The 24,334-nt window shown below is 53.6% G+C and carries 19 protein-coding genes; 12 read left to right on the top strand and 7 right to left on the bottom strand.

Annotated elements, in window-relative coordinates; all coding sequences use genetic code 11:
* Position 1: 1 nt before the first annotated feature.
* Positions 2 to 1,030 (bottom strand): LacI family DNA-binding transcriptional regulator, encoded by a 1,029-nt coding sequence (locus D3P09_RS09835; protein WP_120109385.1) that lies wholly within the window; start codon positions 1,028 to 1,030, stop codon positions 2 to 4.
* A gap of 531 nt (positions 1,031 to 1,561) precedes the next feature.
* Here D3P09_RS09835 and D3P09_RS09830 point away from each other — a divergent pair.
* The 4 genes from D3P09_RS09830 to D3P09_RS09815 all read left to right on the top strand — a co-directional run bounded on the left by D3P09_RS09830 (position 1,562) and on the right by D3P09_RS09815 (position 6,773).
* Entirely contained in the window at positions 1,562 to 2,878 is a 1,317-nt protein-coding gene (locus tag D3P09_RS09830) for a sugar ABC transporter substrate-binding protein (RefSeq protein ID WP_120109383.1), read from the top strand.
* 82 nt (positions 2,879 to 2,960) lie between these two features.
* Positions 2,961 to 4,274, top strand: a complete 1,314-nt coding sequence (locus D3P09_RS09825; protein ID WP_120109382.1) for a carbohydrate ABC transporter permease — start codon at positions 2,961 to 2,963, stop codon at positions 4,272 to 4,274.
* Entirely contained in the window at positions 4,271 to 5,116 is an 846-nt protein-coding gene (locus D3P09_RS09820) for a sugar ABC transporter permease (protein WP_424452247.1), read from the top strand. Before D3P09_RS09825 ends, D3P09_RS09820 begins: the two co-directional genes overlap by 4 nt.
* A 4-nt stretch (positions 5,117 to 5,120) precedes the next feature.
* Positions 5,121 to 6,773: an alpha-amylase family glycosyl hydrolase gene (locus D3P09_RS09815; RefSeq protein WP_120109380.1), complete on the top strand. Its 1,653-nt coding sequence runs from the start codon at positions 5,121 to 5,123 to the stop codon at positions 6,771 to 6,773.
* Positions 6,774 to 6,916: 143 nt separating this feature from the next.
* Here the strand turns inward: D3P09_RS09815 and D3P09_RS09810 are convergent, their stop codons facing one another.
* The 4 genes from D3P09_RS09810 to trxB form a co-directional block, all read right to left on the bottom strand.
* Positions 6,917 to 8,188, bottom strand: a complete 1,272-nt coding sequence (locus D3P09_RS09810; protein WP_243644043.1) for an MFS transporter — start codon at positions 8,186 to 8,188, stop codon at positions 6,917 to 6,919.
* 148 nt (positions 8,189 to 8,336) lie between these two features.
* On the bottom strand, positions 8,337 to 9,293 hold the full coding sequence (locus D3P09_RS09805; protein ID WP_120109379.1) for a LacI family DNA-binding transcriptional regulator: 957 nt from the start codon (positions 9,291 to 9,293) through the stop codon (positions 8,337 to 8,339).
* Between the two features lie 96 nt (positions 9,294 to 9,389).
* Positions 9,390 to 11,300 carry a glycoside hydrolase family 13 protein gene (locus D3P09_RS09800; protein WP_120109377.1) on the bottom strand — a complete coding sequence of 637 codons (1,911 nt, stop codon included), beginning with the start codon at positions 11,298 to 11,300 and terminating at the stop codon, positions 9,390 to 9,392.
* A 223-nt stretch (positions 11,301 to 11,523) separates the two neighbouring features.
* Positions 11,524 to 12,465, bottom strand: a complete 942-nt coding sequence (gene trxB, locus D3P09_RS09795; RefSeq protein WP_120109376.1) for a thioredoxin-disulfide reductase — start codon at positions 12,463 to 12,465, stop codon at positions 11,524 to 11,526.
* Between the two features lie 225 nt (positions 12,466 to 12,690).
* Between trxB and galU the strand changes: the two genes are divergently transcribed.
* The 3 genes from galU to D3P09_RS09780 all read left to right on the top strand — a co-directional run bounded on the left by galU (position 12,691) and on the right by D3P09_RS09780 (position 16,099).
* A complete protein-coding gene (gene galU / locus D3P09_RS09790) occupies positions 12,691 to 13,575 on the top strand; it encodes a UTP--glucose-1-phosphate uridylyltransferase GalU (RefSeq protein WP_120109374.1) in 885 nt (294 codons plus the stop codon).
* 148 nt (positions 13,576 to 13,723) lie between these two features.
* Positions 13,724 to 14,971 (top strand): FxLYD domain-containing protein, encoded by a 1,248-nt coding sequence (locus tag D3P09_RS09785; protein WP_120109372.1) that lies wholly within the window; start codon positions 13,724 to 13,726, stop codon positions 14,969 to 14,971.
* Positions 14,972 to 14,986: 15 nt separating this feature from the next.
* A complete protein-coding gene (locus D3P09_RS09780) occupies positions 14,987 to 16,099 on the top strand; it encodes a S1C family serine protease (protein WP_120109371.1) in 1,113 nt (370 codons plus the stop codon).
* Positions 16,100 to 16,239: 140 nt separating this feature from the next.
* Here D3P09_RS09780 and D3P09_RS28300 read toward each other — a convergent pair whose 3' ends face one another.
* On the bottom strand, positions 16,240 to 17,175 hold the full coding sequence (locus tag D3P09_RS28300) for a hypothetical protein (RefSeq protein ID WP_165867375.1): 936 nt from the start codon (positions 17,173 to 17,175) through the stop codon (positions 16,240 to 16,242).
* A gap of 212 nt (positions 17,176 to 17,387) precedes the next feature.
* On the opposite strand from D3P09_RS28300, the gene D3P09_RS09770 reads away from it, so the two are divergent.
* From D3P09_RS09770 to D3P09_RS09750, 5 genes are all read left to right on the top strand, one after another.
* Positions 17,388 to 18,710 carry an extracellular solute-binding protein gene (locus D3P09_RS09770; RefSeq protein WP_120109368.1) on the top strand — a complete coding sequence of 441 codons (1,323 nt, stop codon included), beginning with the start codon at positions 17,388 to 17,390 and terminating at the stop codon, positions 18,708 to 18,710.
* Positions 18,711 to 18,780: 70 nt separating this feature from the next.
* The gene (locus D3P09_RS09765; protein WP_243644040.1) at positions 18,781 to 19,674 is read left to right on the top strand and encodes a carbohydrate ABC transporter permease; all 894 of its coding nucleotides are present in this window, start codon (positions 18,781 to 18,783) and stop codon (positions 19,672 to 19,674) included.
* Positions 19,675 to 19,693: 19 nt separating this feature from the next.
* Positions 19,694 to 20,524 carry a carbohydrate ABC transporter permease gene (locus tag D3P09_RS09760; RefSeq protein WP_207892469.1) on the top strand — a complete coding sequence of 277 codons (831 nt, stop codon included), beginning with the start codon at positions 19,694 to 19,696 and terminating at the stop codon, positions 20,522 to 20,524.
* A gap of 27 nt (positions 20,525 to 20,551) precedes the next feature.
* Positions 20,552 to 22,393, top strand: a complete 1,842-nt coding sequence (locus D3P09_RS09755) for a sensor histidine kinase (RefSeq protein ID WP_165867374.1) — start codon at positions 20,552 to 20,554, stop codon at positions 22,391 to 22,393.
* Between the two features lie 31 nt (positions 22,394 to 22,424).
* Positions 22,425 to 23,600, top strand: a complete 1,176-nt coding sequence (locus tag D3P09_RS09750; protein WP_120109364.1) for a response regulator transcription factor — start codon at positions 22,425 to 22,427, stop codon at positions 23,598 to 23,600.
* Positions 23,601 to 23,669: 69 nt separating this feature from the next.
* Here the strand turns inward: D3P09_RS09750 and D3P09_RS09745 are convergent, their stop codons facing one another.
* Positions 23,670 to 24,281: a superoxide dismutase gene (locus tag D3P09_RS09745; RefSeq protein ID WP_119800326.1), complete on the bottom strand. Its 612-nt coding sequence runs from the start codon at positions 24,279 to 24,281 to the stop codon at positions 23,670 to 23,672.
* Positions 24,282 to 24,334 lie beyond the last annotated feature (53 nt).

Raw genomic sequence — 24,334 nt, 5'->3', positions numbered from 1 at the left:
TTTAGCTCCTTTTGTTTACGGCTTGTATGGAGGAATCGCGTACGATCAGCCTGTGCGGAATGATCATGCGAGGTTGATGAATATTTTCGTCCATGATACGGCGGATAAGCAGTTGGGAGGCCGTGTATCCCAATTGATAGGTGCCGATGTCAATGGAGCTGATCGGCGGCGTGGCAAGCTCGGATAATGCGATATTGTTAAAGCTGACGAGGCTGATGTCATCCGGAACGGTGTAGCCAAGCTCATTAAGCCCTCTAAGCACGCCGAAGCCGACGACATCGTCGATGACGACAAGTCCGCTTGGACGCTCCGGCAAGCTCATCATGAAGGACATGGCGCGGTACCCGCTCTGCTGCAGGAACTCGCCTTCCACGATCCATTCGGAGCGCATGGTCAGCCCCGCCTCGCGCATCGCTCTCCGGTAGCCGGACATCCGGTCATGGGATACCGTCAAATTCGGCGGTCCGCTGACGAAGCCGATACGCTCATGGCCTTGGATAATCATATGTTGGGTCGCATCGTAGGCTGCTTGTTCATTGTCATTGTCCACAGACAGAATATTCTGATGGCCTTCCGAACGCCCGATCAGGACAGTAGGGAAGTTATGGTTGTTCAATATATCGATGAGCGGGTCATTCGTTCTGGCGGATAACAAAATAACGCCATCGACTCTGCGGCCAAGAACAAGACGGGAGATCGTTTCGTTCTCATCCTGCGGAGAAGTGGCGGCTGCAAGCAGCATGTCATATCCCGCTCTTGTGGACTGCGTCAGTATACCGCGCAAAAGCTCCCCGAAGAAGAAGTCCTGGAACAGCTCCTCGGCCGGACGCGGCAGCATGATCGCAAGCGTACGTGTCGTTTTGGACACCAGGCTTTTTGCCATCAGATTCGGATGGTAGCCCATCTCATCCATAATTTTTTTAACTTTAGCAGATGTAGCTTTACTGATTCGCGGATGGTTCGAGACCACCCTCGACACCGTGGAAGGCGATACTCCCGCGGCCTTCGCTATGTCTTTAATTGTAACCATCGTGCGAGCCCCCACTCGAGCAACCTTAATTGACTGCGCTAATAATGAATATTATGTTCATCCTAATGCAACTTTTGCTCATATGTAAATATATATCTTGGCGACTGCTTTAACAAATGACGAAAAACTGAGCTAGTGAGAGAAATAGTGAGAAAAACAAAGCGTTCCCCGTGAAGTTGAATTAAAATGAACTGTGCAAACGTTTTAACAAATGACATGGCATGTAGTATATTGAATACACGAATAGAACGCTTTCAAAAGTCCCATTTTCGAAAAATAAGCGATTTCAATCCTAAAGAGCATTGAAACTCGCCATTTTTTGAGAAAAGTGTACAAACGTTTGCGCATGTTGCACGCAGCAGAGAAGGCCGGCATTGCCGCACCGCGGCGCCTCTCAGGCTGAACAGCATGACGAATCGCATAAGATGCAGGGAAATATCGCATTTTATGGGTATGAACGTTTGAAGCCGTAACAAAGAGAAAGCGAATTCATTCGATCATATCCACATATTTGGGAAGGGGATCATTAGAATGAAAAAATGGTTTGTCATGACGCTGATCGTTGCTTTGTTCGTCGTTGCTGCATGCGGCAATGGGAATAAAGGAGGCAATGAGGGCAACACAAGCACGAACACTCCGGGCAACACGGCTACAAACACACCTTCGAATAACGCAGGCGGCGAAGAAGACGGAGAAGAGATTACTCCGGAGCCAGGCGCGAAGCTGCTGGTATGGGAATCCAAAGAAGAGCGTCCATTCGTTGAAGCAATCGCAAAAGAATTTACTGAGAAATACGGCATTGAAGTGAAGTTCGAAGAGCTTGGCGCTGCCGATCAAGTCGGCAAGCTGATCTCCGACGGTCCTGCAGGCCTTGGCGCTGACGTAGTCCTGTTCCCTCATGACAACCTGGGCAAAGCGGTATCGGCCGGCCTGGTATTGCCAAACGACTTCTATGAGGAGCAATCCCGTGCTGAGAACTCCGAGCTGGCAATCAACGCTGTATCCTATGACGGCGTGTTGTACGGATACCCGCGTTCCGTTGAGACATACGCATTGTTCTACAACAAAGCGCTGATCCCTGAAGCGCCAAAAACATTTGAAGAAGTTGTAGAATTCGCAAAAACATACAATGATCCAAAAGCAAACAAATTCGCTCTGATGTGGGAAGTAGGCAACTTCTACTTCAACTACCCGTTCATCTCGACAGGCGGCTATGTATACGGCGACAACGGCCAAAACAAAGACGACATCGGTCTGAACAACGAAGGCGCAGTTAAAGGCCTTGAGTTCTACGGTTCCCTGAAAAATATTCTTCCAATGAACTCCGGCGATGTCACATACGACATCAAAAAAGGCCTGTTCATGGGCGGCACACTGGCATTGGACATTAACGGTCCTTGGACAATCAAGGAATACAAAGATGCCGGCATCGACTTCGGCGTAGCTCCGCTGCCTAGCATCAATGGCCAGCCGGCATCTTCCTTCTCCGGCATCAAGGCATGGTATGTCAATAGCTTCTCTGAATATCCGAACGCAGCGCGCCTGTTCGCTCGCTACGCATCGACGAAAGAAGCCCAGCTGAAGGACTTCGAAATTACTGGCGCACTTCCAGCTAACAAAGATGCGGCTGCTGATCCAAGCGTACAAAGCGATGAAATCGTAAAAGGCTTCCTGCAGCAGTTCGAGCAATCCACTCCAATGCCTTCCATCCCTGAGATGGGCAATGTATGGAGCCCGATCGCGGCGGCGTTCTCCGATGTGTGGAACTCCGGCAAGAACGCGAAGGACGCACTTGACAACGCTGTGCAGCAAATCAAAGACGCCAACAATGGCGCGGCAGCTCAATAAGACAAATGAAGCATCGCGTTCACCCGTCGATCCATTCGGCGGGTGAACCGATGTCTACATGAAAGGAAGGGAGCCAGGCGGTATGAATCGTCATCGCGGCATTGCGGCTACTTTGTCAGTTCTCTTTATGGGACTCGGCCAACTGTATAACCGCCAGATTGTAAAAGGCTTGTTATTAATAGCTGTCGAAGCGGCAGCTCTATTCTACTTTATTCCTAATCTAGGCAAAGCAATTTGGGGGGTCTGGACCCTCGGCGAGAAAACGCAAGGTTTGCAAAAGGTCGGCAAGGTTATGGTCCGGGTGGAAGGCGACCATTCCATCTACTTATTAATTAGCGGTCTAATTACAATTTTCGCTCTATTTATTTTCCTCATCATCTACATTATGAATATTCGCGACGCATATCGTACGGGAATGCTGAGGGACAACGGGGAGAAGCCTGCGAATATCAAGCAATCATGGGCGCATATGATGGACAAGAAATTCCCGTATCTTATGCTCTCCATCCCTGTAATCGGCGTGCTGTTCTTCACGATCATGCCGATCATCTTCATGATCCTGCTAGCGTTCACCAACTATGCGTCGCCTAATCATATTCCGCCGAAATCCTTGGTGGACTGGGTAGGCTTTGACACATTCAAAAACCTGCTAACGCTCAAAACATGGAGCAAAACGTTTTTCGGCGTATTCTCATGGACGATTATCTGGGCGGTTATCGCAACGGTTACAACATATTTTGGCGGCATCCTTGTCGCATTGCTGGTTGAATCCAAAGGCGTTCGCTTCAAAAAAATGTGGCGCACGATTTTCATTCTGCCTTATGCCATTCCACAGCTGATCTCTTTGCTGGTTATGCGCAACCTGTTCAACGGGCAATTCGGCCCGATCAACCAATACCTGAGCTACTTCGGACTTGGCAAGCTGCCATGGCTGACCGATCCGTTCTGGGCGAAGGTAACGGTTATCATGGTTAACATGTGGGTCGGCATCCCGGTGTCGATGGTGCTTATAATGGGTATCCTGACGGCGATTCCGAAGGATCTGTACGAAGCGGCCGACGTAGACGGCGCGACGAACTTCCAGAAGTTCAGAATTATTACGCTGCCGTTCATTCTATTCTCTACGGCTCCGATTCTGATCACGCAATTCGCAGGCAATATCAATAACTTCAACGTTATCTTCCTGCTTACGAACGGCGATCCGGTCAAGGGCGACTATCAGTTTGCCGGCAGCACCGACTTGCTCGTCACGTGGCTCTATAAGCTGACGCTGAACAATAGCCAGTTCAATATGTCTGCGGCGATCGGCATTATTATCTTCCTGCTTATCGCATCGCTGTCGATCTGGAGCTATCGCCGTACGAAATCGTACAAAGAGGAGGACATGATCCAATGAAAATGGGACAGAAATCTGCATCTACGCTACGTCTGACCGTAAGCTATATCATTCTCAGCTTGATTGCGGTCTGCGCATTGTACCCGGCTGTATGGGTCTTGCTCTCCTCGCTGCGACCCGGAACAAGCTTGTTCAGCCCGACGTTCATACCGGAGCGTTTTACGCTGGATCATTATAAAGAACTGTTCACGAATCAAAGCTTCAAATACGGCGTGTGGTATCTCAACACGCTGAAAATCGCCACGCTGTCGATGATCTTCTCGACGATTCTGGTGACGCTGTCGATGTACGCATTGTCCAGATTCCGCTTCCGCGGAAGAAAGACGTCGCTCACGATGATGCTAATTCTTGGCATGTTCCCGGGCTTCATGAGCATGATCGCGATCTTTATCGTATTGCTGCAATTGAACCTGCTAGATACGCATGCGGCGCTTATTCTCGTGTACTCGGCAGGATCCGTTCTTGGCGGCTTTGTGGTGAAAGGCTTCTACGACACCATTCCGCGCAGCCTTGATGAAGCTGCACGCATTGACGGAGCGACGCATCTGCAAGTATTCCTGAAAATCATGCTTCCGCTGTCGAAGCCGATGCTGACGTATGTCGCGCTGACGACGTTCACTGGCGCATGGGTAGACTTTATCTTCGCCCGTCTTGTCTTGCGGAGCAAGGAGAACTGGACGCTGGCTGTAGGCATGTGGGATCTGGTCAACTCGTATCAAAACAGCAACTTCACGCTGTTCGCAGCCGGCGCCGTGCTGATCGCCATTCCGATTACGCTGCTGTTCGTCTTCCTGCAGCGCTTCCTGGTGCAGGGCCTGACTTCCGGCGCATCGAAGGGATAATCGAATGAAGCATCATGGGAGAAAGCTTCAGACCGCAAGTCTTCTCATTCTGCTTGTCACGGCGCTTCTGACAGGCTGTGCAAGCCCTAACAATGCTAATTCGGGCGAATCGCCGAATCCGCCTTCCAATGACAATAAGCCGCCGTCGGCAGCGCCGGCAAGCTATGATGTCGATGAGCAGCCGTCGCGCGTCTACTATGAAATCTTCGTCCGGTCATTCTATGATACGGACGGAGACGGAATCGGAGACTTGAACGGCGTGACGGCAAAGCTTGATTACTTGAAGGAGCTGGGCATCGGAGGCATCTGGCTGATGCCGATCAACGAGTCGCCTAGCTACCATGGCTATGATGTAACCGACTATTATGCGATTAACCCGGAATACGGCAAGCTGGACGATCTGTTGCGGCTGCTTGACGAGGCTCATAAGCGGGATATTAAGGTCATTATGGACCTTGTCGTGAATCACACGAGCAGCGAGCATCCTTGGTTCAAGGAGGCGCTTGCGGATGCGAATAGCCCGTATCGGGGCTGGTATTCGTTCGCTGAAGCTGGCGACAAGCTGCAGACGGACGGCGCGGTGGACGGCAATCCTTGGCACAGCTACGGCAGCTTGCGTTATCTGGGCATCTTCTGGGGCGGCATGCCGGATCTGAACTTCGATGAGCCGAAGGTACGCGAAGAGATGATCAAGATCGGACAGTATTGGCTGAAGCAAGGGCTTGACGGCTTCCGGCTGGATGCGGCCAAGCATATCTACGGCGACTTTAAGTCGACGGCGGGCTCTCCGGGGGTGCAGGCGGCCAACAAGAAGTGGTGGCAGGAATTCCGGGCGGGCATGAACGAAGTGAACCCGGATGCTTACTTGATCGGTGAGGTGTGGGATTCGCTTGCGATTATCGCGCCATACTTCGATCAGGCGCTGGATTCCGCCTTCCACTTCGATCTGGCCGACAAGTTGATCGGGGCGGCAAGGAATGAAAGCGACCCTGACCTTGCCTTCTCGCTGGAGCGCGCATACAAAGTCTATGAGAAGTCTTCGGGCGGCACATTCGTCGATGCGCCGTTCCTGAGCAATCATGACCAGAATCGCGTCATGAGCGAGCTTCGCGGCATTACCGATCATGCGAAGATGGCGGCGGCTCTGCTGCTTACGCTGCCTGGAACGCCATATCTCTATTACGGAGAAGAGATCGGCATGCAAGGCGTGAAGCCGGATGAATATATCCGCGAGCCGATGCTGTGGCATCGCAGTCCGGCAGGCGGAGAAGGGCAGACAACCTGGATTGCATCCAAGCATAATAAGGAAGCGGGCGAAGGATCTGTCGAGGCCCAGCTTGGGCAGGACGGCTCGCTTCTGGAACATTACCGGACGCTGATCGGCTGGCGGAATGAAGAGGCGGCCCTTCGCGACGGCACGATTGGAGAGTATAAGCTTGACACGGCAGGCGGCAAGCTGAGCGCCTTCGTCCGCGTGACGAAGGCGGAGCGGGTGCTCGTCGTTCACAATCTGTCGGGCGAGACGCAGGCGGCAGAGCTGGCTCCATCGGAATCGTATGGAGCATTCACGCAGCTTGCCCGCAGCACCGCAGTCGATGCGAAGCTTGATGGCACGGCACTGACGCTGCCTCCTTACAGCACAGCCATATTGAAATAAAGAAGAGCATTCCCGATTAAGCGGGAATGCTCTTTTGTTCTAGCAGCTTACAGATAGCTGCGGCCGTTGCTCGTAATTCTTGAATCGCTCCTGATCATGGAGCCGCAGCGTACACCCATAACCCGCTTTAGCCCTAGTTAAAGCTAGTTGTACTCCCGCATGGAGCGCAGCCCGATAAAGGCGGCAGTCCCTGCAATCAGCATGGCTATGCCGCTGTAAGTCATAATAACAGCAGGTCCGAATTGGTCGGACAATGCGGAGAATACGGCAAGCCCGACAGGCGGAGCGACGCTCGTCAGCGTGCCGAGCAGGCCGAATACGCGGCCTTGCAGGGAGGGGGCCACGGCGACTCTGATCAAGATGAACAGAATCGTTGTGCTGAAGGAGAACAGCACGCCGACTAAGCCGATCAAGGGCAGCGCCGGAGCGGCGGAGCCGATGAACGATATGGCGGTAAAGAGCGGCCCCATAAGTACAATGCTGATTAGAGCGAGCTTGCCGCGATGGCGTAGACGATTGTCGAATCTCATAATGATGATTGAGCCGACGACGTAGCCAAGCGGAATGCAGGCCTCAAGCAGCCCGAATATGAGCGGCGATGCTTGCCATACTTGCACGGCCATGACTTGAATCAGCATAAACGTCGATAAAAAGAAGAACATGACCAGCGGCAGCAGCATGACGGCTCCGCGGACAAAACGATTGTTCCAGACGACACGGAAGCCTTCGGCGAAGTCGGCCCGGAACGAGGTTTTCTCCCTCTCTTGCCGCTCTGGTGCTGCATATGGGAATCGCCCTGCGAACAGGAGCAGCATCCCGGACACGAGGAAGGTAGACGCATCGAGCGCCACGGCAAAGACGCCTCCGAACAGGGCTACTGCGGTGCCGCCAGCGGCATATCCTGCAATGCGGATCAGATTGTCTGAGACGCTAATGGCAGCCACCGCCCCGGATACGCCGGATTTGCCGACTATCTCGATTAGGGAGGCCTGGAAGGCAGGACCCCGGAATGCGCCGGCCAGAGCGACGATGGCGGTCAGCGCCAGAATGAGAAAGAACGGAGTATCGGGCAGCGCCATGCACAGCGCGATTCCTCCCACGATGAGAAAGCGGAACAAGTCGGCGGCAATCATAAGCTGGCGGCGATTGACGCGGTCGGCCACCGTACCGGCGATGGAGCCGAAGAGCATGCTAATGACCAAATGCGTAATGAGAACTAGCGACATCAGCTTAGCGCTGCCCGTCGTCTGGAGCACCCACAGGTTCAGCGCAATGCTGTGAAAGGTATTGCCGAGCAGCGACAGACTGTAGCTGGCGAATACCGTCCGGAAAGTGCGATTGCGCCAGAGGCCTGCTTCCTTCGGCGCAGGTTGAAGGGGACGGTGCTCAGGCATGCTTCTTGCGAATTCAGCCATGTTAATTCCTCCTTGTGGTTATAGGTCTGCGGAAAATAATGCCTAACGGTGCGCAACTTAAACGTTTAAGTCGCTAAAGAAATATGCAGAGAAAGCTGCTCTGCATGAAGGTAGAGGTGACGCCTGGCGGGGTACAATTGCTGCCAAGCTAATTGAATGCAGGCCCCCTATTGGATCGGGCCTGCGGGTTTATTAGGATGCTTTTATTAGGCGGGCCGGAATAGCTGTCGTTCCGCAGGGACTGCATCAGCTCAACCGCCGCAAGATGCTTCCCATCCTCGAACACAATAGAGGAAACGCGGGGAAGCGGACGGAGCAATTCCGGCATGCCTGCCGTACATAGAACGGTATAGCGCGAAGGATCCATCCATCTGGAGGCAATCAGGCCGATATATTCATTGATGATGATGCCTTCACCCGTCTGTCCGGCAAGAAAAGGCTGAAGCTGTTCTTCCCTCTCTAGCACCAGTACTTGGCTCACGGGCAGGGAGAGAAGAGTCTGCAGCTGAAGGGCTTCGCTCCTGGCATTCCGGTCAGCAATAAGGAAGCTGCAAGGCTTGCTGCTTTGCTCAGCGGCCGCTAGCGCCGCGCGTTCATAATCATAATTCACGCGATAGAAGAGCGGATCCTCGATATGGCTGTCGATGGCAATCAGCGGAACACGGAAGTGGCGGGAGATTTGATGAAAGGTATCCTGCACCGCACCCAGCACAAAGACGGCGTCCAGCTTTCGTTCCGCAATAATGTCCATATTCGGGGCCTCGGCATCCAGACTGGACAGGATGACATGAAAGCCGAGCAAGGTCAGCTCCCGTTCCATCGCATCGATGATTGGCGCATAGGAGGCACGCTCCCACCATTGCTCATCCTGACGGTGGTTGACGAGAATGCCGGCAAGGCCGGATTGCCGCTTAATAAGGGAGCGGGCAGCGAGATTCGGCACATAATTCAATTCGCATGCCGTATCCAGCACACGCTGCCTGGTCTCCTCGGGAATCGTCTGGCCCGTTACGTTGTTCAGGACGTAGCTGACGGTGGCGACCGATACTTGTGCCGCCTTGGCGATATCCTTCATCGTAGCTTTCTTGTCGCTGGATTTGTTCATGGCAGTAACTCCAATCGCTAACTTAAACGTTTAAGTTGATTATGGCATAAAGCCGTCTTGTCTGTCTATGACAAGACGGCTTTTTTGGCAAAGCATCTATACTTGCTTCAGAACAACAAAGCCGTAGCCGCCAAGCGGCAATTGAAGCTGCCCGTCTTTGCCTGTCGCAAGCTCGGAGCCTGCTGTGAATGTATCCGCATTGGAATGCAGCACGGTCCACTTGGAGGAGCCTAAGCTTGCAGGAGGGGCCGCTTGTTGCGCAGCGGCAGTCTCTTGAACAGCCGCAGTAGCAGCGTCGGCAGCCGCTTCCGCAGCTGCGGCAAAGCCGCGGAACGGAATGGCATGCGGCAGAGCGTCAGCCTGCACGGCAGACGGGATAGACAGCTCGAGCGTTGCCTCATCTTCGCGCGCGTTCAGCGCAATAAGGATACGCTCGCCATCCGAGCGGCGCTCGTAAGCGAGCAGCCCGTCTTCCTGGCCTGCATAAGCGAAGGCCAGGTCAGTCGTGCGAAGCGCTTCATGGCTGTGGCGCAAGCTGATTGTATCTTGATAGAAGCGCAGCAAGTCCTGATCCTGGGCTTCCTCCTCCCATACCATGCACTTGCGGCAGCCAGGGTCGGCGCCGCCGTTCAGGCCAACTTCATCGCCGTAGTAGAGGCAAGGCGTGCCAGGGTAAGTGAACTGGAACAGGGCAGCCAGCTTCAGCTTGTCGATATTGTCCTCGCAGATGGTCAGCAATCTCGGCGTATCGTGGCTGTCCAGCAGATTGAACGCCGCTTCGTTGACTTGCTGCGGATAAGCAGCGAGTTGGGTGCCGATAGCCTGAGCGAAAGCGGAAGCGTCGATCGTGCCGTAAGCAAAGAAGTCCAGCACGGCATTCGTGAACGGATAGTTCATGACGGCGTCGAATTGGTCGCCTTGCAGCCACGCCATGGAGTCGTGCCAGATCTCACCGAGAATATACGCCTCCGGATTGACGGACTTGACGACTTGGCGGAACTCGCGCCAGAACTGGTGGTCGACTTCATTGGCAACGTCCAGGCGCCAGCCGTCGATGCCGATTTCTTCGATCCAGTAACGGGCTACCTCGAAGAGGTAAGCTTTCACTTCCGGATTCTCCGTATTGAGCTTCGGCATAAGCGGCTCGAACGCGAACGTATCATAGCTTGGCACGCCGTCTATAACTTGAAGCGGCCATTCCCTAACGTGGAACCAGTCGGCATATTTGGAGCTTTGGCCGTTCTTCTGCGCGTCCACGAACGGAGCGAACGTTCGGCCGGAATGATTGAACACAGCATCGAGAAGCACGCGGATGCCGCGCTTGTGACAAGCGTCAACGAGCTCCTTCAACTTTTCATTGCTGCCGAAATGCGGATCGACCTTCAAATAATCTTGCGTATCATACTTGTGATTTGTAGTCGCTTCGAACAGCGGCGTGAAGTAGATCGCATTGATGCCAAGGCTGCTCAGGTGGTCCAGATGATCGATAACGCCTTGCAGGTCTCCTCCAAAGAAGTTGCTTGGCGTCGGCTTGCCGCCCCATGGCTCGACGTTGTCCGGGTCAAGCGACGGATCGCCGTTCGCGAAGCGCTCCGGGAAGATTTGATAGAACACCGCATCCTTCACCCAAGCCGGCGGCTCGAATACATCTACCGGATTGATGAAGGGGAAGTCAAAGAAGGTATTCGGATTGTCAGGAAGCTCGCGCACGAATTCCTTTTCGGTCATGATGACCGTCTCTTCGCCGCTATGGAAGCGGAAGGCGTAGCGCAGACGGCGGAACGGAGGCTTGACGGATGTCTCCCAATAGTCGAATCGCTCGTCGGAGCTGAGCAGGCGCATATCTACAGAGATGACAGTCTGGTTCCAGGCGTACTTGTCGCCGACGATAGCCTCCACACGGCTGACGTCGCCGCGCTTCGCACGAACGCGAAGATGGATGGTTTGTCCGTCGTAGGCGTATGCCCAGTTTTGCTTGGGACGATGATAGATAGCTTCCAATAACATGATGAATTTCCCCTTCCGAAATAGTTGGTAAAAACGAAAAAAGGCACAACCTCTGCTTGCTCAGCCGAGGTTGTACCTTTTCCTAGTAATGTTCAGCGCCGCTCTCGCGAAGCGTATATCGAACAATAGGTATGCGGTAGCAGTGCCTTTATATTTTTAACTCTCAACGTGAATAATTATACATTAATTGTACATTTTACGCCAGTAGCCAGCGCGAAAAAAGTTAAGCATTTACCGTGTCATGAGCCAGCGATTCCAGATAGCGCTCTGCATCCAGCGCCGCCATACAGCCGCTGCCGGCTGCGGTAATCGCTTGGCGGTAGATCTTGTCTTGGACGTCGCCGCACGCGAATACGCCGGGAATGTTCGTCTCAGTCGTGCCAGGCTTGACGATGATGTAACCTTGCTCATCAGTCGTAATCTGGCCGCCGAGGAAGCCGGTATTCGGCGTATGGCCGATCGCGACGAACACGCCGTCCGCTTCCAGCAGCTCTTCTTCGCCGGTCTCGTTGTTCAGGACGCGCAGCCCTTTCAGGCCGATCTCGCCGCCGACGACTTCAAGCGGAGTGCGGTTCAGGCTCCAGGAGACCTTCTCGTTGTCGCGGGCGCGGTCCTGCATGATCTTCGAAGCGCGCAGCTCCTCGCGGCGATGAACGAGGCGCACATCCGTTGCGAAGCGGGTCAAGAAGCTGGCTTCCTCCATCGCGGAATCGCCGCCGCCGATGACAATCAGCTTCTTGCCGCGGAAGAAGAAGCCGTCGCATGTTGCGCAAGTGCTTACGCCGCGTCCCAAGTTGTCTTGCTCGCCCGGGATGCCCAAATATTTGGCCGACGCGCCAGTTGAAATAATGATGGATTCCGCCTGCAGCTGGCCAAGACCTTCAACCTCAAGCGTATAAGGGCGCTTGCTGAAATCTACGCTCTTCACGGAGCCCGTCTTGAAGGTTGCGCCGAAGCGCTGCGCTTGCTTGCGCATATTCGACATCAGCTCGCTGCCCAGAATGCCTTCCGGGAAGCCGGGGAAGTTCTCAACCTCCGTCGTTGTCGTCAGCTGTCCGCCGGGCTGCCAGCCTTCAATGACAAGCGGCTCCATATTGGCGCGGGCGAGGTAGATCGCGGCTGTCAATCCGGCAGGGCCGGTTCCGATAATGATTGTTTTATGCATAGGTTAATCCCCCAATACGAATGGAATTGTATAATTCAAAGCTATAACAAACTGTAACGAATGTCAATACAGTTCACCCAACCTTCATCATAGAGTCGGCAGATGCGGAATTAGCGGCCTCTATTCTATAAGATAGGCGTCTTCCATTAGCCCCTGGCCCCCGATAATGATATGATAGATGAAAGGTGCGACTCCTTAAGCGAAGAGAGAGGGGCATACGTAGCAATGGCGAACAAAATCAGGAAGGCGGTCATTCCCGCAGGCGGACTTGGCACGAGGTTTCTTCCCGCGACTAAGGCGCAGCCTAAGGAGATGCTGCCTCTTATCGACAAGCCGGCTATTCAGTATATCGTAGAGGAAGCCGTGGATTCCGGCATTGAGAGCATCGTCATTATAAGCGGCAGACATAAGCGAGCCATTGAGGACCACTTCGACAAGTCGGTTGAGCTGGAGGCGGAGCTTGAGGCAAGACATAATGAAGAGATGCTGTCCGTCGTCAGGGAAATCTCTCAATTGGCGGATATCTATTACGTGCGGCAGAAGGAGCCGCTAGGGCTTGGGCATGCCGTGCTGTGCGCCCGGCGCTTTATCGGAGACGAGCCGTTCGCAGTTCTGCTTGGAGATGATATACTAACTGCCGATAAGCCATGTCTGAAGGAAATGATGGATGCGTATGAGCAGACTCAGACATCGGTCGTGGCTGTTATGGAAGTGCCGTGGGATCAGACTCACAAATACGGCATAGTGGATATAGACCAAGGATCGGATCTTTTTGTACCCGTGCGGAATATCGTAGAGAAGCCGGCGCCAGGCCTTGCGCCGTCCAATTATGCGGTTGTAGGGCGTTACGTGCTGCATCCCGCAATCTTCAGACTGCTGGAGCAGGCGAAGCCGGGCAAGGCGGGGGAGATTCAATTAACGGACAGCTTGCAGGAGATCAATCGCCAGCTTGGGCTGAATGCCTTCCGCTTCGGAGGGCGCCGTCATGACGTAGGCGACAAGCTCGGATTCGTGCAGGCGACGATCGATTTCGCTCTAGAGCGTGCAGATCTTGCGCAGGATGTGAGAAAATATATGCTAGAGCGTCTTGGCGGAATAAGCCAGGGCTAACCATAGAGGCGCCGTCCTCGGTCTCCTGATCGGGGCGGCGTTTGTTTTGTATCTTCCACTATTTTAAAATGGAGATTATTTACTATTTGTTATAAAATAGAGTTTGGATTCATAGAGAGAAGATAGATAGGCTGGGAGTTGAACGCAGGTGTATTGCCATCATTGCGTAAGAAGCTATGCGGAGAATGCCAGATATTGCAGTCAATGCGGAAGAAGGCTGCATTCCCATAGAATTATAGAATCAGCCGGCTGGGAAGAGGCGCGTTCCGAAGGAGCGGCGTCGATAGAGCTTGCAGGAGGACCTGCCTTTGACGGACGTGCGGCTCCTGCCGAGGCGATGTACAAGCCTGGATTGGGCTGGCAGCTTCCGCTTGCGCTTGCGGGGCTTGCCTTCGTCGTCGCGATAGCTGTCGTGATGTACTATCAATATGAAAAGGGCGTTAATGAGACGGTGCTGCGGCTGCAGTCGGAAGCGAAAACCGCTGCCCTGAGCGGAGAATACATAGTAGCGCTGGAGAAGCTGGAGGATGCTCTTGAAGCCCGCCCCCGCTTTAAGTCGCTAACCGCGGATATTGAGATTATTCAGCATGTCATGGAGCTTGAGCGGATGACGGGCCAGATCGATACGAGTCTGTCCATCGGCATGATCGATGAAGCAGAATCGGGCCTGAACCGGCTGAAGACCGAATTCGGCGGCCACAAGGAGCCGATCTACGATAAGCTTCGGGACAGCCTGGACGAGCTGAACATGAAGCTCACGCTTCTGAAGCTTACGAAGGAATACGAGACGCTCACCACGGTGAAAGAGCTGGGAGAGATGCTGAACGTCGTGAACGGATTAATCGGCGAAGAAGCTGCCGAGCTGCGCGGGGACATTATAGTCTCTATTCAGGATATTACCGCAAGAGAGGTGGAGCAGCTGCTTGCCCGCAAAAACTTCACCGGGGCGACAGCCGCTGTGAACCGCTCTCTGGCATGGGTCCGGGAGGACAAGGAGCTGCTTGCGCTGCTTAACAAAATCAAGGAAGAGCAAAGCCGGTATGAACGGCTGGAGCAGCAGCGGATTGAGCAGGCGATGCAGCGGGCGGCGGAAGAGGATCTGATCAACCGCACATCAGCCGTCGAAGTCGTCGGCGTCGAGAAAACGCTGGATGAATTCGGCGATCTGACGATCGAAGGAACGCTCAAGAACATCGCGACAAGGGCGATTTATTCCGTTGTGGTCGAGGTCATTGTCCAATCGAAGGACGGAGCGGTGCTTAGCCGCGGCAAAGCGACCGTCACGCCGGAATATATTGAACCCGGAGAGCAGATGACGTTCACGACGACGGTCTACGGCATCTACTCAGAAGAAACGACTGTCGTGGTGGATAATGCGGAGTGGTATCTGGATTAAAGGGGGAGTGGCAGAATGAACAAACGCATATGGATCGGCATTCTGGGCTCCTTACTGATCATAGGCGCGGGCACAGCGGCCGGATACGCCGTCAAGGCAGAGATGCCGAAGCAGCTGGAGGGCGCTCCGCTTCTCGCTGTAGGCGAAGTGAAGAAGCTGCTGAAGGACGTGATCTTCGAGACGCAGAAGCTCGTTGTTATGATTGAGACCGATACGGGCTCGCAAGGGTCGGGCTTCCTCTACAATCATGAAGGCGACCTTATCACGAATGCCCACGTCGTATCGGGCGTGCGGCATGTCAGGGTGAAAACCTCGGATGCCCGCGAGCTTGACGGAGAGGTAATCGGGATCAGCACGGATACGGATATTGCTGTTGTACGCGTACCGGATTTGGCTGGCATGGAGCCTCTTTCGCTGGTCAAGTATGAGCGGGGAGAGGTGGGCGACGATGTTCTGGCTGTCGGCAGTCCGCTCGGCTTTCAGAATACAGTGACGACCGGCATTATTAGCGGGGTCGGACGCAGCTTTCATATTGATCCTTATACGTACAAGGATCTGTACCAGATCTCAGCGTCAATTGCGCCCGGCAATAGCGGCGGTCCGCTCGTCGATATGAAGACCGGCGCCGTGCTGGGCATCAATTCAGCGGGTCTGGAAGAAGGGACAATCGGCTTCAGCATACCGATCTCGAATGTGCTGGCTATGGTGGAGGGCTGGTCCAGGGAGCCCATGAAGATGCTGCCGAATTTGTCGCTGGCGGAGGACCGGGAAGATCATCAGCAGGAGGCGACGCTGGACCAGCTGTCCGATTATCTGGTCAGGCATTTCTATGACAGCTTGAACAGCCGCGACTATGTGTATGCTTATTCCTTGCTCGGCGGCAATTGGAAGGAAGGCACAAGCTACATCAAGTTCCGCGAGGGTTACTTGACGACGCGCAATGTCGTGATCGACAACCTGCATGTGTCCAGCAGCGGCGACGAGGCGACGGTGACCGCGGTATTGTCGGTCGATGAACGCAAAAACAGTGAAAACGTGCTTAGCATCTACCAGGTGACTTATAAGGTCGGATACGAGAACGATCAGCTTAAGCTGCTGTCCGGCAAAGGAAAAGCGATCCGCAAATAATAGCAACGCCGAGAGCCATGGAGCTCTCGGCGTTTTTTTGTGATGAAATCTTCCCGCCTGTGCACAATATTTACCGTAACTGTGTCGGACGGCTGGATGGGGAGACTCGATAAACAATTACTTTGCTCTCTTGCCCGGCGCTATCTTCCCGGATGCATCGGAGTTACAGGAACAGGAAGCGGCTGCACGTACGGTCCTCCCCAAGGACCCAGGCCAGACCATGGCCCATAAGGATGCGGTTGATAGAGCGGACCTGGGTGATACCCTGTGCCATGCTGCCCGTGTTGTCCGTAACCATGCATACCGTAACCATGCATACCGTAACCATGGTGTCCGTAACCATGGTGCCCGTAACCATGGTGCCCGTAACCATGATGCTCCGTGCCATGCATACCGGAACCGTGGTGCCCGTAACCATGATGCTCCGTGCTATGCATACCGGAGCCGTGATGTTCGGAGCCATGATGCTCCGTGCCATACATACCGGAGCCGTGATGTTCGGAGCCATGATGCTCCGTGCCATGCATACCGGAGCTGTGATGTTCGGAGCCATGATGCTCCGTGCCATGCATGCCGGAGCCGTGGTGTCCGGAGCCATGCTGACCACTGCCATGCATTCCTGAACCATATTGTCCTGAGCCGTATTGTCCCGGCTGCTGCGAAGGCTGGCGGAAGTCGCTCAGCTCAAATGGCCTGTGACCATGCTGATCGCCCATTCCGTGTCCATGCTGCCCCTCTGGTCCATGTCCATGCTGCCCGCCATGTCCCCAATGTCCATGTCCATGCTGCCCGCCTGGTCCCCAATGTCCGTGTCCATGAGGCCCGCCTGGTCCCCAATGTCCATGTCCCCAGGGCCCAGTCCCCCAAGGCCCGATTCCCCATGGCGCTAATCCCGGTCCCCAAGGCCCGGGTACCAAAGGTCCCGGCACGCCAGGGCCCGCAATGAATGGCACCGGCACAACGCCGGGAATCGGCAGCAGCGCACGTTCCCCGCCGCAGCCGCAGCCGTTCTTCACGGTATGAGCCCGAGCCAGCTGAGGCTGCGCGGACACTTCATTGTTATTTTCATGAGTCATACGATCCTTCCATCTCCTTCATCGCGCATTAGGCGTTTTTCCTCCTGCATCCTATGCGGCATCTGCCTATCCGGTGTACCTCGGCTTTTGCAAAAAAGCCAACAATGTAGAAAAATTCAACAAAAGAAGTTGATTTTTTGTATTTCGGAGAAGAGGGCATAAGGGGTAGAGTAATAGTTGTAAGCGATATCAACTCGAGGGGGATTTTAAGAATGAAAAAAAGACGCGCGATTAGCTTGGTGCTTGCAACGGCACTGACTTTGACGCTTGCCGCTTGTGGAGGCGACAAAGAGCCAGGCTCCACTAATAAACCGGCTGAAGGAAAGCCGGAAGGCAAAAAAATTACGCTGACACTTCAAACCTTGCAGACAGATAAGTCGACTCCTCAATATCAAGTGGAAGAAGAAATCGTAAATAACTACATGAAAGAAAATCCGAACGTCAAAATCGAGTGGGACCGCCTTGATACGGAGCAGCAAAAAGTTAAGCTGAAGACGCAAGCTGCATCCGGCGAAGTAGCCGACATTACGATGGTTAACCCTGGCGCTCAGCTGCAGCCGTTCGCGAACGGCAAAGTCCTTGCTCCGCTGAACGACATGCTGGATGACGAGCTGAAGGGCACTTTCCTGGAAGGCGTCCTGGAGTACTACTCCTTCGACGGCAATGTATACGCGCTTCCATACAACATGAACCTTGCAGGCATTTTCTATAATAAAGAGCTGTTCGAGAAAGCTGGCGTAGAAGCGCCAACGACGTTCGAAGATATCGTTGCTTCGATTCCTAAGTTCAAGGAAGCCGGCATTCCAGCGATGATGCTGGGCGGCAAAGACAAATGGCCGCTGTCCTTCATGTTCACCAACGTATTGCAGCGTGTGAACGGCGGACCGAAATTCCTGGATGATGTAGTATCAGGCAACAAGCAATTCACCGATCCGGTATTTGTAGAAGCTTTGCAAAAAACAAAAGAGCTGATCGACGCAGGCGCTTACCAAGAGGGCGCGGCAACATACGACAACAACACAGCTTCCCAGCAGTTCCGCGACGGCAAAGCAGCTATGTACTTCATGGGTACTTGGGAGATTTCCTCCATTGATGCTTCCGAGACAGTAAGCGGCAAAGTCGGCTTCCTGCCATTCCCGACTGTTAACGGCAAAGGCGATCCGAAGGACTACGTAATCGCACCTGGCACAGCTTACGCGCTGGGCGCTAACAGCGACCATCTGGATGAGAGCAAGAAATTCCTGAAATACCTGCTCGTGAACTATCCGAAAGTTGCTTTTGAGAAAAAAGCGGCTGTAGGCTTGGCGCAAAAAGTGGATGGCGACTTCAAGGCAGCCGGCTACTCCGACCTGGCGGTTGAAGCGATGCAGCGTTTCAATGAAGTTCAAGGCGGCGACATGAACTTTGACAACGTGATCGAGCCGGCAACAACCCAAACGCACCTGACTGGCCTGCAAAGCTTGCTGATCAAAGACGTGAATGTTGAAGAATTGGCGGCAGAGCATCAGAAGACATGGGAATTGAACAAAAAATAAAAAAAAAGCGTGACGCAAAGGGAGCCGCAAGGTTCCCTTTGTGGCTCCAAGCGTATGGGAGGGTAAGCTAGTGAACGGAGTATTGAAGGTAGGCAAATGGACTATAGCGGTGTTCGTCCTTCCCTGTCTGTTGTTTTACATGGCGTTTGTATTCGCGCCGATACTGGTGTCGGTCTATTATTCATTAGTGGTATGGGCAGGGATGGGCGATCAAGTATTCGTCGGCTTGAACAACTATAAGGTGCTGTTCACGCAAGATCCAATCTTTTGGCCGTCTGTGCTGAGAACTTTATACATCTCGGTCGCATCCTTGCTGCAAGTGCCGATTGCGATCGTGGTTGCCATTCTGGTCAGCCGTTACGTCCGCCGTGCGAACTTCCTGATTTCCAGCTATTTTCTTCCGGTCATTCTGTCTGTAGTCGTCATCGGCCAATTGTGGAAGTCGATCTACAACCCTGCGTCGCTTGGCGGCATGCTGAACCAGATGCTTGTGAAGTTTGGACTGGAGTCCTGGACCAAGACATGGCTTGCCGATACCGACTGGGCGATCTTTGCGCTTTGCTTCGTGATCTTCTGGCAGTACATCGGGTATCATGTGCTGATTCAATTCACAGGCGTGCAGAATATTTCGAGCGATATCTACGAGGCTGCCAGCATCGACGGGGCGGAAGGCTTCAAGGCCGACCGTTACATTACGCTCCCGCTGCTGTCGCCTGTTATTAAAATCTCCGTTGTACTGGCTGTTATCGGCTCGCTGAAGGCGTTCGACCTCATCGTCGTTATGACGGGCGGGGGTCCGGCCAATACGACAGAGGTTATCTCAACGCATATGTACTACATGACGTTCAATTCCTTCAAATACGGATACGGAAGCGCAATCTCCACATTCCTGGTCGTCTTCTGCCTCGTGATGACGGTATTGTTGAATCTGGCGTTCAAGCGCGCGGAAGAAGCCGCTTCTTAGAGAAAGGAGAATGACGAAGATGGATTTCCGGATTGTAAGGCGCACGGGCGCATGGATATTGATGAGCATACTTGTCGTTACACAGCTGTATCCGCTGGTATGGCTGCTGCTGTATTCGTTCAAGACGAGCAGCGAGATTGTATCGGGGCAGTTTTTTGCCCTGCCGAAGAGGTTTATGTGGGAGAACTATGTAGACGCATTTACTTCGGGCAATTATTTGAAGTATATTGGCAATAGTATATGGGTCACGGGCATTACGCTTATTCTGACAATCGTGCTTAGCGGAATGGTGTCCTATGCCATTACCCGGTTCAAGTGGCGTTACGGCAACATCATTATGCTGGTGTTCATGGTCGGCATCATGATTCCGATCCAATCGACTTTACTGCCTTTGATGGTTATTTTCAAAAATATGAGTATCCTGAATACGCATGCTTCCATCATCATTCCGTACGTTGCTTTTTCTATACCGGTGGCAGTATTTATCCTGTCGGGCTTTCTGAGAGGAATCCCGAGTGAAATCGAAGAATCCGCCATGATCGACGGAGCTTCCATCTATCGGATTTTCTTCAGCATCGTTCTTCCGATTATGATGCCGCCGATTATGACCGTTACTATACTGACATTCATCTCGATCTGGAATGAATATATTATCGCTGCTACCTTCATATCGGCGGATTCGCTCAAGACGCTGCCGTTCGGCGTGAACAGCTTTGTCGGGCAGTACACGGCGAATTACGGCTCCATCGGGGCGTATCTGGTGCTTGGAGCGCTGCCTGTCATCACGTTCTACTTCATCCTTTCGGACAAAATTACGAAAGGCATGGTGGCAGGGGCCGTCAAAGGATAAGCGGCTTGCATGCAAGGAGGCAACGCTTTGTTGGGAATTCGTCTGAATACGTTTCGCGCGCGGCTATTGCTATGGATACTATTGTCTACGCTCGCTTTGCTGATCGTTCTGACCGGCATCTTCTATCAGTACACCGCACAACAGATCGATATGCGAGTCGGCGAAGCCGCACAGCGCAACGTGTCTCAAGCGATGGATAACTTCTCGTTGCTTGCCAGAGGCTATGACAGCCTGACCAAATCGATAATGAGCAATGCGGAGATTCAGCGTCTGCTGTCCCGCGAGGAACCGACTGTCATGGATGAGTTCAACAAGCAGCTGCTGATGATGGGCGCGCTTGGAACGATCTACTACAGCTATAACGATGTGAAGAGCATCCATATTATATCGCCGGTCGGCAACGTATACAGCTACGAGTCGACGACTCATAAAATTAATCATGGTTTTATGAAAAGCGAATGGATGAAGGAGCTGCGGGAATCGGACGGCTCGCTGGTGTGGGGCGGGATGCTGGGCGAGGATTCGCTCACCATCCGCGAAGAGCAAGAGGAGCCGGTCTTCACCTTCGGAAGGGTGATGACCAACCTGTATACGACGAGGCCGCTCGGTTTCCTTGTTATTGAGGCGGATCCGAGAACCTTCCTGTCTTCGATGAACAATCTGATGATCAAGCCGGAGAGCCGATCCTATGTCTATTCGTCTTCAGGCTCCTTGCTTGTCACCTCTCATCCTGAAGATACATCGGCTTATCCGGAGAAGTCGGTGCTGGACCAGTATCCCTTCCTGGAGGATGCTGCCGATGCGAGCGATAATGAACGGCTTATCGTGACAGCGATGGATCCCAAGCTTGGCTGGAAGCTGCTGTCGGTGACGCCGAAGCCGGTCGCGAGAGTGGAACAGGCCGCGGCGAACCGGTATTTTGTCATCGTATCCGTTGCCATCGTTCTTGCCGCCATCGTCATTGCATTCCTGCTGTCCCGTTCAGTCTCCAAGCCGATCAAGTCGATTGTACAGGAGATGCGCCGGGTAGAGCGCGGCGATCTGAGTCCCCAATTGCATACGCGCGCCTCCTACGATGAGATTAACTATATGAATGAGCACTTCAACCGGATGGTCAGTGAAATCAACGGTCTGGTGGAGCGCAACAAAATTGCGACAGCGAGCGAGAAGAATGCTCAGATTCATGCGCTGCAGTCGCAGGTTAATCCCCATTTCCTCTATAATACACTGGAGATGATCTATTGGCTGCTTGACGAGCAGGAGAACGAGAAGCTGGCCAATCTGGTCAATTCCCTCTCACGCATGTTCCGGTATAGCAGCGATTGGCGCAGCTCGACAGCCATGCTGAAGGAAGAGCTGGATCAGATTCATTATTACATGACCATTATCGGCGCGCGCTCGGATGGTCGCATTCATGTGCAGCATCGTGTAGACGAGGAATTGATGGAGACGCTGCTGCCGAAGATGACGCTGCAGCCGCTCATCGAGAACGCGGTCATTCACGGGCTGTCGATCAAGTCGGCCGAAGGGACGATAACGATCACGGCCAAGGGAGAAGGGCAGATGGTATATATCTTCATTCATGACGACGGCGTGGGCATCCCTCCGAAGAAGCTTCATGAGCTGCAGCTGTCGCTGAAACGCGCAGAGCGGCTGGAATGGAGCCAGCTCAAGGAGGAGGAGCGCCAGAGTCTGTCTGTGGAGCCGGCCATCTATGGAGAGTCGCAAGGCTCCGGCGCAGGCTTCCTCAATGTTCACAGAAGGCTGGTGCTGGAGTACGGGGCAGGATATGGCCTGCGTATCGACAGCGAGGAGAATATCGGCACAACGGTAACCGTCATGGTTCCTTCCATCATGCCTAGAGCATAACGGAGCTGAAGCTCGTCAAGGAGGGGAAGATATGCACATACTCATCGTTGACGATGAAAGGACGATCCGTGAAGGATTGAAACGAACGATTAGCAGCGTGTACGATGACATTACGGTCAGCACGGCTGCATCGGCGAATGATGCGCTCGCGCTGCTTGGCAGCGAGCGTATTCATGTTGTTTTTCTGGATATTATGATGCCGGGCATGAACGGTCTGGAGCTGCTTGCAGAGGCGCGCCATTCGCATAAAGGGATTAAGTGGATTGTGGTATCGGCCTATTCCGAATTCGCTTATGCGCAGGAGGCGCTGCGTCTGGGGGCCAAGGATTATATTCTAAAGCCCTTCGGCAAGGAGCAGGTTGTGGAGTCCGTAACGTCGCTGATGGAGGAGTGGAGGCTGGAGTCGGCCCGCCCGACAGGAAGGGGCTTATTGGAGCAGAATCTGAACTATCTGCGCGAGGCGGTATTCCGCAGATGGGTGCAGGGGCTTGATATCGGCAATTTCGACCTTCGTTCCATACGGGATGAGCATGAGCAGTTCCATCTGATCGGGATTAAGCTGAACAGCAATCCGGAGCTGACGCTCGGCAATTTCATCGTGGAGAATGTGATGACGGAGCTGATCGAGCGGCACGGGAAAGGGTTTATCGTGAACCTGGACGGCGATTTCCTTGTAGGTGTGCTCACGCTGCAGGAGGATATGGGGAGCGCCGCCTTCAAAGAAGTGGCGGTCAAGCAGCTGGACCGCTGTCTACAGGTGCCTTATCAGTTCGATATGAGCGAATTGCTGTGCGACTTCTACAACATACCGGATGAAATCCGCAAGTTCCACATGACGGCTGCGGAAGCCGGCAGTGTCGATGAGCATGCGCAAGGCGGCAAAAGCGACGTGATCGACATTGCCATTCAATATATGAAGAGCAACTTTCAGGACAACTTGTCGCTGGAGATCGTCTCCTCGGTGGTGTATTTGAATCCGGTATATTTCAGCAAGCTGTTCAAGCAGAAGACAGGAACAGGCTACAAGGAGTATGTGACGAAGCTGCGGATGGAGCGGGCGGAGGAGCTGCTCGCCGACCCTGACTTGTCGATTACGAGAATTGCGGAGCTGGTCGGCTATCCCGATGTGCGGCATTTCACGCAGGTGTTCCGCAAGCATTACGACTGCACGCCCAGCCACTTTCGCGCTGAGAAAGCGAATGTATAAAGGGTTCCCTAACATAGAAGAAGCCTCCTACCGCATAGGCGGAAGGAGGCTTCTTGCATGTAGGGCTTATTATTTCACGGCAGCTTCGTAGCGCTTGCCGACTTCGTCCCAGTTCACTACGTTCCAGAAAGCTGCAATGTAGTCAGGGCGTTTGTTTTGGTAGTTCAGGTAGTAAGCATGCTCCCATACGTCCAGGCCAAGGATTGGCGTCTCGCCTTCCATGATCGGGCTGTCTTGGTTAGGCAGGCTGTATACTTTCAGCTTGCCGTTCGCTACAGCCAGGAATGCCCAGCCGCTGCCGAAACGAGTTGTAGCCGCTTTTGCAAAGTCAGCTTTGAACGCTTCGAAGCCGCCCAGCTCGCTGTCAATTGCCGCTGCCAGAGCGCCAGTAGGAGCGCCGCCTGCGTTAGGGCCGATTGTTTCCCAGAACAGGCTGTGGTTCGCATGGCCGCCGCCGTTGTTGCGAACCGCTGTGCGGATGGACTCAGGCACGCTAGCCAGATCGCCGATTAGCTCTTCGATCGATTTGTTTTGCAGCTCAGGAGCAGATTCCAGAGCAGCGTTCAGGTTCGTCACGTATGTGTTGTGGTGACGGCCGTGGTGAATTTCCATTGTAGTCGCATCGATGTGCGGCTCAAGCGCATTGTGCGCGTAAGGCAAAGCAGGTAGTTGATGTGCCATGATTATTACCTCCTGAATATGTAGTTGATCAACTCCATTATCCCTTATCGGAA

Source organism: Paenibacillus pinisoli, from assembly GCF_003605435.1.
Lineage (GTDB): Bacteria > Bacillota > Bacilli > Paenibacillales > Paenibacillaceae > Pristimantibacillus > Pristimantibacillus pinisoli.
The sequence above is the reverse complement of the archived record's forward strand: the minus strand, read 5'-3'. Positions and strand labels throughout refer to the sequence as shown.